Annotated in this window: 13 protein-coding genes; 7 read left to right on the top strand and 6 right to left on the bottom strand. The window is 35.5% G+C overall.

The window, feature by feature from the left end; translation table 11 throughout:
• Positions 1-269 (bottom strand): hypothetical protein (locus tag ACFIJQ_RS03145; protein ID WP_375628496.1); only part of this gene is annotated, 269 nt, incomplete at its 3' end.
• A gap of 170 nt (positions 270-439) precedes the next feature.
• Positions 440-1,042, bottom strand: coding sequence for a S24 family peptidase (locus ACFIJQ_RS03140; RefSeq protein ID WP_375628494.1), 603 nt, complete (start codon positions 1,040-1,042; stop codon positions 440-442).
• A gap of 100 nt (positions 1,043-1,142) precedes the next feature.
• Between ACFIJQ_RS03140 and ACFIJQ_RS03135 the strand changes: the two genes are divergently transcribed.
• The 4 genes from ACFIJQ_RS03135 to ACFIJQ_RS03120 all read left to right on the top strand — a co-directional run bounded on the left by ACFIJQ_RS03135 (position 1,143) and on the right by ACFIJQ_RS03120 (position 3,630).
• Positions 1,143-1,388 (top strand): helix-turn-helix transcriptional regulator, encoded by a 246-nt coding sequence (locus ACFIJQ_RS03135; protein WP_375628492.1) that lies wholly within the window; start codon positions 1,143-1,145, stop codon positions 1,386-1,388.
• A gap of 126 nt (positions 1,389-1,514) precedes the next feature.
• On the top strand, positions 1,515-2,597 hold the full coding sequence (locus tag ACFIJQ_RS03130; RefSeq protein ID WP_375628490.1) for a DUF1376 domain-containing protein: 1,083 nt from the start codon (positions 1,515-1,517) through the stop codon (positions 2,595-2,597).
• Positions 2,539-3,057: a hypothetical protein gene (locus tag ACFIJQ_RS03125; protein WP_375613834.1), complete on the top strand. Its 519-nt coding sequence runs from the start codon at positions 2,539-2,541 to the stop codon at positions 3,055-3,057. The genes ACFIJQ_RS03130 and ACFIJQ_RS03125 overlap by 59 nt, the downstream gene beginning before the upstream one ends.
• Positions 3,058-3,114: 57 nt before the next feature.
• Positions 3,115-3,630: a hypothetical protein gene (locus tag ACFIJQ_RS03120; protein ID WP_375628488.1), complete on the top strand. Its 516-nt coding sequence runs from the start codon at positions 3,115-3,117 to the stop codon at positions 3,628-3,630.
• A 67-nt stretch (positions 3,631-3,697) separates the two neighbouring features.
• Here ACFIJQ_RS03120 and ACFIJQ_RS03115 read toward each other — a convergent pair whose 3' ends face one another.
• Both ACFIJQ_RS03115 and ACFIJQ_RS03110 read right to left on the bottom strand, forming a co-directional pair.
• A complete protein-coding gene (locus ACFIJQ_RS03115; protein WP_004856691.1) occupies positions 3,698-3,991 on the bottom strand; it encodes a HigA family addiction module antitoxin in 294 nt (97 codons plus the stop codon).
• Between the two features lie 16 nt (positions 3,992-4,007).
• Complete coding sequence (locus ACFIJQ_RS03110) at positions 4,008-4,289, bottom strand: type II toxin-antitoxin system RelE/ParE family toxin (protein WP_252619286.1); 282 nt, start codon at positions 4,287-4,289, stop codon at positions 4,008-4,010.
• 187 nt (positions 4,290-4,476) lie between these two features.
• Between ACFIJQ_RS03110 and ssb the strand changes: the two genes are divergently transcribed.
• The 3 genes from ssb to ACFIJQ_RS03095 all read left to right on the top strand — a co-directional run bounded on the left by ssb (position 4,477) and on the right by ACFIJQ_RS03095 (position 5,792).
• Positions 4,477-4,920, top strand: a complete 444-nt coding sequence (gene ssb / locus ACFIJQ_RS03105) for a single-stranded DNA-binding protein (RefSeq protein ID WP_375628487.1) — start codon at positions 4,477-4,479, stop codon at positions 4,918-4,920.
• A 53-nt stretch (positions 4,921-4,973) separates the two neighbouring features.
• Positions 4,974-5,468, top strand: a complete 495-nt coding sequence (locus ACFIJQ_RS03100; RefSeq protein WP_375628485.1) for a hypothetical protein — start codon at positions 4,974-4,976, stop codon at positions 5,466-5,468.
• Between the two features lie 96 nt (positions 5,469-5,564).
• Positions 5,565-5,792, top strand: coding sequence for a DUF6290 family protein (locus ACFIJQ_RS03095; protein WP_007346764.1), 228 nt, complete (start codon positions 5,565-5,567; stop codon positions 5,790-5,792).
• 63 nt (positions 5,793-5,855) lie between these two features.
• Here ACFIJQ_RS03095 and ACFIJQ_RS03090 read toward each other — a convergent pair whose 3' ends face one another.
• Together ACFIJQ_RS03090 and ACFIJQ_RS03085 are read right to left on the bottom strand one after the other, a co-directional pair.
• Positions 5,856-6,464, bottom strand: coding sequence for a hypothetical protein (locus tag ACFIJQ_RS03090; protein WP_375628483.1), 609 nt, complete (start codon positions 6,462-6,464; stop codon positions 5,856-5,858).
• Between the two features lie 114 nt (positions 6,465-6,578).
• A complete protein-coding gene (locus ACFIJQ_RS03085) occupies positions 6,579-7,016 on the bottom strand; it encodes a hypothetical protein (protein WP_375628482.1) in 438 nt (145 codons plus the stop codon).
• Positions 7,017-7,043 lie beyond the last annotated feature (27 nt).

The following is a 7,043-nucleotide window of genomic DNA, read 5'->3' as shown; positions in this document are numbered from 1 at the left end:
TCACTTTCTTGTATAAAGTAATGAACCTCACTATCTTCATCGAGACGTTCGATATTTTCTTTTACATATGCTTCTGCGATCTCTTCAGAAATGTCTTCACAGTTCTTTTCAGAAGGATTGATGCGAAAGATTTGGATTGCATCATCTGCCTCGTCAACAATGCTTAGAATTTGGCTTTCATCCAGTGGTCCCGACCGACCAATGTTTTGATCATCATTATAGACAACTAATAAAATTTCATCAGAATTTATAAGAATTGGATTTTCCATAATTGCTCCTCCCTAACGCCTCTTGGCGATTGTTTGTGCGTGGTTTGTATAATTACTTATACGTAAACGTATAAATATAAGCAAGCAAAAAATCACATATATTTCATTTTTTTTGCATTTTCACTTAAATGCCATTTTAAAAAGTAATAGAATCAAAAGCTTTACTGGGATTATTTCATAAGTGGACGATAGGATTTGCGTGGTAGTATTGCAACTATTTCTCCAACCCACTTTATCTTAGCATTTTTAATGGGTAGCGCATTCCATGATTTGAGTACAATGCCCTCTGAAGAGCGAGCAATTTGTTTGATGAATCGCCTATTATCTTCTGTTAGAACAACAACTTCATCACCGTAATAATCGCTCATTGGCTTTGTTTGCAGATGTTTAACTACAATTAAATCACCATCTTTATACACGGGATACATAGAATCTCCACGTACCATGAATCCTATTGCTTCAAAAGGCAAGTCAAATGGTATTTCGATTGTTTCAAGCCCATCTTCTGGGATTTGCTCAACATCGGTATCAATCTCTAATCCTGCTCCTACATACCCCATAACAGGAACAACTGTAGTAATTTGATTATAACCTTTTAAGCTTTTATAAAGTTCTAAAATTGCGTCTCTGTGTGAACCTCTGGGATCTGATTCACTTCCTAACCATCTTGACACGGTCGCTTGGGTTACATTTAATCTATCGGCAAGATCTTTTTGATTAAGACCAAATTCAGATTGCAATACTTGCAATGTCGCAATGATATTTTTCGTCATAATTAGTTACTTATGATTTTAAAATTAAAAAAATCTATTGTTTTTTTTAATTAACTCTATACAATTGCGTATATGGTTAAAATTAAGGAGCTTAACTCAAATGGACACAGAGGAAAAATTAAAGATTAAATCTATCCGAAAGTGTTTATCGCTAACACAAAAGGAATTAGCAGATATTTTAGGTGTTAAGCAAGCTTCTGTTTGTCGTTGGGAACAAGGCAAAGGACTATCTTTAAATAGTTATCTAAAGCTGCAAAAGTTGAAGGATAGTTCTAGCTCTATGCCTGCTTTTATTGCTGCTTCTACAGACAATAATGAACAGCAACAGCACCATTCACACTCTTAACAGGCATTAAATAAAGAGACAAAATTAATAGATTACGCGCCACCATGCGCGCGCGCATAAATACGCAACAGCCTTAAGGGGGGAACATGATCACTAATTTATATTTAATGAAAGAAGGGGGCGCGCATGTCTAATGCAATGCCATGGATAAGATTCCATTTGTATGACTGGATAAGTGGTACAAATGGAATGACATCTGAACAACGGGGGGTTTATATAACCCTTCTCGTTTGCATGTATGAAAAAAAAGAACCACTTAAAACAGATTTTCAAACGCTTGCACGTGTTTGTCATTGTTCGCAGAAAAAATTTGCAGCTATTGTCGAATATCTCATGAGAAATAATAAACTTGTTGAGACAGATAATGGATTGTGGAATACGCGCGTTGAAGAAGAGCTGAACGATTTTGCTGATAAAAAAGAGCACATATCGCAAGTTCGTAGTGAGGCTGGTAAAAAAGGTGCACAAGCAAAAAACAATATAAAACAACATATTAATAATTTTGCTGAAGCAAATGATAAGCAAAACGTTTTTTTTGCTGAAGCAAACGCTAAGCAAAATCAAGCTATAAAGAACCAGAATAAGAATATATATAAAAAAACTAAAACTATCGTTTTAGCAAAAAAAGAAATTGGTTCTGAAAGTTTAGAAACAATCGATTTGGTTGACGAGCCAACAGAGGTTGCTGCTGTTGAGACCACATCAGAGCAAATCGCAACCTCATCAGACAACCAACCTCCCATTCACGAGCAAGAGAACGTTCCCAAAAAAGCAAAACGAGCGCAAGCTAATCGCGGTTGTCGATTGCCTACGGATTTTGAACCGGATTACGATTTTGCCATTGCAGAGGGCTTGCCTCCAGAGCGCGTCAAAGTCGAAATCGCAAAATTTAGAGATTATTGGAATGCCAAGGCAGGTAAGGACGCATGCAAAACGGATTGGCAAGCAACATGGCGCAACTGGGTACGCAGGGCTATCGAGGGTTTAGAAAAAACGAAAAACACGAACAACAATGGTGGAAACAATGGAAATTACACTCAAAAGCAAAAAAGCATTGGGGAGCGTATCGCAGACAGTCTCCTTGATATCGGAAATCGAGGGTATTTTGAAACACATTCATGCGATGATACCTCCGAGCGGTCCGTTTGTTTTGAAGGATGGCAGCCAATTAACGAAACAGCAGGAATCGATTGCTTTAGAGGCTGGTGATCAATTGCAAGAGCTCTTCGCAGTGAAAGCAGGTAAAGAGGATATAGCAAAAGCAATTCGCATGCTGTCGTGTGGTTTGAAAATAGCACAACAATCAGACCATGAGGGAATGGCGTTGACCTATGGAATGGTTTTGGAAAATGTCTCTGCATGGTCACTGATGACAGTGGTCAAACGGATTTTATGTGATGAAATAAATTGTTTATCCGATACGTTTTTTCCGAGCACACGAGAACTTGTCAGGTTGTGTCGAGATTTAGAAAACAGTCTTTTGAGAAAAGCCAATTTTGTACGCAATGCTGTTTTGAGATTCCGTGAAAAGGAGTTGAAAGAACAAGCAGAGAAAGAGCATTCAACGCCTATAACGCTTGTTCACAAGCAAGAGCTTGAAGAAACTTTAAATGGCATTGGTGGGATAATGAAACGCTTTGGTCCGCAGCAAACTAGTGAAAAGTGCTGATGATTTTACGATTAGGCATGTGTTTAAATCGATAAAAAGATACCGTAGGAAATAAATATGTTTACAGATAAGCAGCTAAGAGCCTTGTTTGGTATTATAATTTTTATATTTTTATGCTTTTTAGGAATTAAAAAAAATCTTTACTTTATTCAGAGTATTTTGACATTCGCATCTGTTTCTTTGGTAATAGTCACAACGGTTTTTGCAATTTTATGCAATTCCAATACTCCTTCTGAGTTGCAAAACAACCCAAAATACAAATGCGGAAATACAACAGGTTGGGTGAAACTAACACGTGATTTACAACAATATATGCACCGACTTTTAAAGCTAATAAGTGTAGCGCTTGTCGTTTTAATTTTCCCAAGTAGTTATAAAGAAACGGTCTCTTTACCTATTATTTCTAAGTACATGGAGTACAAGCTTTCTTTTTCATTGGATACTATACTTTGGTACTCAGATATTGCTCTTTGGTATTCCTTTTTAGTTTGTGTATTGTTTCTTATGTTACATACACGCAGTTTAATAAATATATCTATTTACACACTACAGTGCTCAGTTAAAAAGCCATAGTAAAATTTCCGAACGTTTATAGATAAAATCAACAAGAGCATAAAAAACTATCGTGGGCTGCTTGATTTTAAAGATGCCCTACTTGCTCTAAAGGTGAAATATGTGGGATTGGGCTGTTATGCCGAGCTTGCCACAAATCATGCTTTTGTTGCAATTTAAGCCAGAATTCCGCATCATTTAAACCCGCTTTTTCTAACCGTAAAGCTAAATTAATGCTAATCGCTGCATGGCAGTTTAAGACGCGGGATAAAGTTAAACGTGCAACGCCAAGACGATTTGCAGCTTCTGTTACTGTTAACCCTAATTCATCAAGCAATTCTTCTTTCAAAATGCCGCCAGGGTGTGGAGGATTGTACATCATAATAACACCTCAAAACTCAATGGTAATCTTGATAATCAACCAGTTCAACGTCTGTCCCAATGAAACGAAAGGTAACACGCCAATTTCCATTGACACGCATTGACCAGTAACCTTTTAAATCGCCCGTAAGCGCATGTAGACGATACGATTTAAGAGTAACTTGTTCAGGCGCGGATATTGTATCTAAAATTACTAAAATGTTTGCTAATTTTTTAGCATGCGCGGGTTGTATGCCTTTGCAGACTCCTCTTTCAAAGAATAATTTCAACCCTTTATGCTTAAAACTAACGATTGCCATATATACCCTCTTGATACTTGATACTATACACCATGCATTTATGTCAATTGATTATTTATCAAAGAGCGCTTTAAGACATAATTTTATATGTTAAAAAACAATAATATCCTTTTGAAATAATTGAAAAAATATGCAAATTATGCTAGGATTTTGTATGTATTAAAATACAAGTTTAAGGTAAAAAAACATGCTAAATAAAGTGATGTTAATCGGGCGTTTAGGTGCTGATCCCGAAAGCAAAACAATGAATTCTGGAACAGAAGTAGTCAATTTTAGTATAGCAACTTCTGAAAGCTATACGGATAAAAAAACCAATCAAAAAGTAGAGAAAACAGAATGGCATTCAGTTGTGATTTTTAACCCACATTTGGCAAAAATTGCACTTCAATATCTAAACAAAGGTTCAAAAGTTTACGTAGAAGGAAAATTACAGACACGCAAATGGCAAGATAAAAATGGGCATGACCGTTACACAACAGAGATTATTTTACCGCAATTCAAAGGCGAGTTGTATTTGCTTGATGCAAAGAAAGAGCAATCTGCCCCTTCATCTATTACTTCTCAAAATTATGCTATCGCTTCAGGTGCCGCTGATCATAGTGCATCTCTTAATGACAGCATACCATTTTGATTGATAAAATATAACAAAGAGAAACATGTGGGCTCCCACAGATTAGGGGATGTATGAAGAAGAAAGATGCTTACATTTCACAAGTGAAAGTACGTCAAGATCCTGTTAATCAATTGGCAATTGAAATGCGTGCTAAACGCTTTGGTTTGACGATTGAAGAGGCTAAAAATCCGCTTGCTGGTACTTATGTTGGCCGGCTTTGTTTGCAAGGTGTGCTTACTCAAGACCAGTATGATGCTGCGCAAAAATATCTTGAAGTGAAAAATGACTATTTGTGTGCAAAAGGTTTACCAAGCGCTGTTTATGACGAAATACCATCATCTTCTGATGACAAAGCAAGAGAAAAATGGGTTGAATTTGCAACAGAACAGTTTTCTAATATGCAAGAGGTGATAAAAGAAACACAACATCTCTATAGACAGTATAATCTTTATGCAGCAATACAATATATTGTTATTGAAGACCAAACATTACCACATCTTGTGAATTCATTGCGGGTCTCTCTTAACGCGCTTCATAAATATTTTGACAGAAAAACTAAATGGTAAATGTTGTATGTTGTTTCTTTCGCTATGACGCGAAACGTTTTTCTGTACCATTCGTTATATTTGTATTACAGTGAATACAAATATGAGGATTGTGTTATGACGATATCTATTCGATTGCCAAGTGATCTCGAAACACGTTTGAATAATTTAGCTGCTAAGACAGGACGTACAAAGTCTTTTTATTTGCGTGAGATTATTGAACGTGGAATAGAGGAAGCAGAGGATTATTATTTAGCTTCACAAGTAAGAGAGCGCGTTCGAAGGGGAGAGGGTACTTTTTATAGCTCTGAAGAGGTGAGGAAAGAGCTTGGCTTGGACGATTAGGTGTTAGAAAACTGAAGCAAAGGCTGGACAGATATTTTCACAAAAGCTTGTCGCTGTGTTGATTTAAAAGTAATCATCTGAGTAATTTAAATGTTTGAGTTTCTTTTTTAATTCGTCCCGTTCTTCAATCGCCTCATCTCGTTCTCTAACAGCGTTGTCACGGTCTTTTATCACTAAATTATAAGAATTAACTAGATCATTATGAGTATCGCAAAAACTTTTAAATCCTATTGACGCTAAAAACTCATACAGACCAACAGAGAAGATTGTTATTACTAACAAAATTATTGTTGGTACTCCGAAAAAACGAAGTATAGCGATTCCTATTACTAGGCAAATTGTGTTTTTGATATCTACACGCAAAAGAAACAAAAACAGCATGATTGGTACTGTAATTACAAGTACTATTATTCCCACATCTAAGGACTCGTAGAGAAGGATTCCTGTAGATATTATAGCTATAGATATCAGTACGTGCGTGAAATCACTACTATCATAACAATAATTATCACCTATTTCCCAGTAGGGCGTCGAAAATCTATATCTAAAGATTGACCAGAAAATAGAAATAATCGATATTGCTGTCAAAACTCGAAGAGATAGAGAACCTGATATAAATAGTATATTAATTATTTCTACTATTGCACCCAAATATATTGATATTGGTTCCATAGTTTCTCCCCCGCTTTTTATTAGTTTCTAGTCATATAATTGATTCGTTTAATTGCCACATCTTGTGAATTCACTGTGTATTATGCTTAATGCACTTCATAACTATTTTGATCTTTAATCAAAGATTAAAAGGAATAATATCGCGCAACTAATTAGAGCAGTTGTTAATAAAAAGAAATAAGCAGGAATTTTCAATTTAAAGCGCCAAAGTAAGTTAATGATGATGGACATTATACTAATAAATATGAGTATTCCTATTATAATGATGAAATCATCAAATGTTATGCGCCTCTGAGGTTTTTCATAATCAGAAACAGTGGAAAACGAAATGTTATATTGATTAATTCCACTATCTGATAAAATCTTTTTTGGGTGCTGTGCTACTACGTATTCCTTTTGCACAACTTTAATTTTTTCATCTAAATTTTCATCAGTATTAGAAGACTGATAATGAGTAGAAATCTGTTCACTTTTGGCATAATTAGAAAGAAAAAGCACACTGATCATTACGACTAATAAGTAACTTATTTTTTTTGCTGATAAATAATTCATTATTTCTTTTATGGTTGGAGTTTAAGT

Origin of the sequence: Bartonella sp. TT67HLJMS (assembly GCF_042193375.1) — a bacterium.
In the GTDB taxonomy this organism is placed as follows: domain Bacteria; phylum Pseudomonadota; class Alphaproteobacteria; order Rhizobiales; family Rhizobiaceae; genus Bartonella; species Bartonella grahamii.
The sequence above is the reverse complement of the archived record's forward strand: the minus strand, read 5'-3'. Positions and strand labels throughout refer to the sequence as shown.

Bases quoted from the DNA above. Each gene is read 5' to 3' on its own strand.
- ACFIJQ_RS03140 (WP_375628494.1), bottom strand. From the start codon at position 1,042: ATGACGAAAAATATCATTGCGACATTGCAAGTATTGCAATCTGAATTT.
- ACFIJQ_RS03135 (WP_375628492.1), top strand. From the start codon at position 1,143: ATGGACACAGAGGAAAAATTAAAGATTAAATCTATCCGAAAGTGTTTA.
- ACFIJQ_RS03130 (WP_375628490.1), top strand. From the start codon at position 1,515: ATGTCTAATGCAATGCCATGGATAAGATTCCATTTGTATGACTGGATA.
- ACFIJQ_RS03120 (WP_375628488.1), top strand. From the start codon at position 3,115: ATGTTTACAGATAAGCAGCTAAGAGCCTTGTTTGGTATTATAATTTTT.
- ACFIJQ_RS03115 (WP_004856691.1), bottom strand. From the start codon at position 3,991: ATGATGTACAATCCTCCACACCCTGGCGGCATTTTGAAAGAAGAATTG.
- ACFIJQ_RS03110 (WP_252619286.1), bottom strand. From the start codon at position 4,289: ATGGCAATCGTTAGTTTTAAGCATAAAGGGTTGAAATTATTCTTTGAA.
- ssb (WP_375628487.1), top strand. From the start codon at position 4,477: ATGCTAAATAAAGTGATGTTAATCGGGCGTTTAGGTGCTGATCCCGAA.
- ACFIJQ_RS03100 (WP_375628485.1), top strand. From the start codon at position 4,974: ATGAAGAAGAAAGATGCTTACATTTCACAAGTGAAAGTACGTCAAGAT.
- ACFIJQ_RS03095 (WP_007346764.1), top strand. From the start codon at position 5,565: ATGACGATATCTATTCGATTGCCAAGTGATCTCGAAACACGTTTGAAT.
- ACFIJQ_RS03090 (WP_375628483.1), bottom strand. From the start codon at position 6,464: ATGGAACCAATATCAATATATTTGGGTGCAATAGTAGAAATAATTAAT.
- ACFIJQ_RS03085 (WP_375628482.1), bottom strand. From the start codon at position 7,016: ATGAATTATTTATCAGCAAAAAAAATAAGTTACTTATTAGTCGTAATG.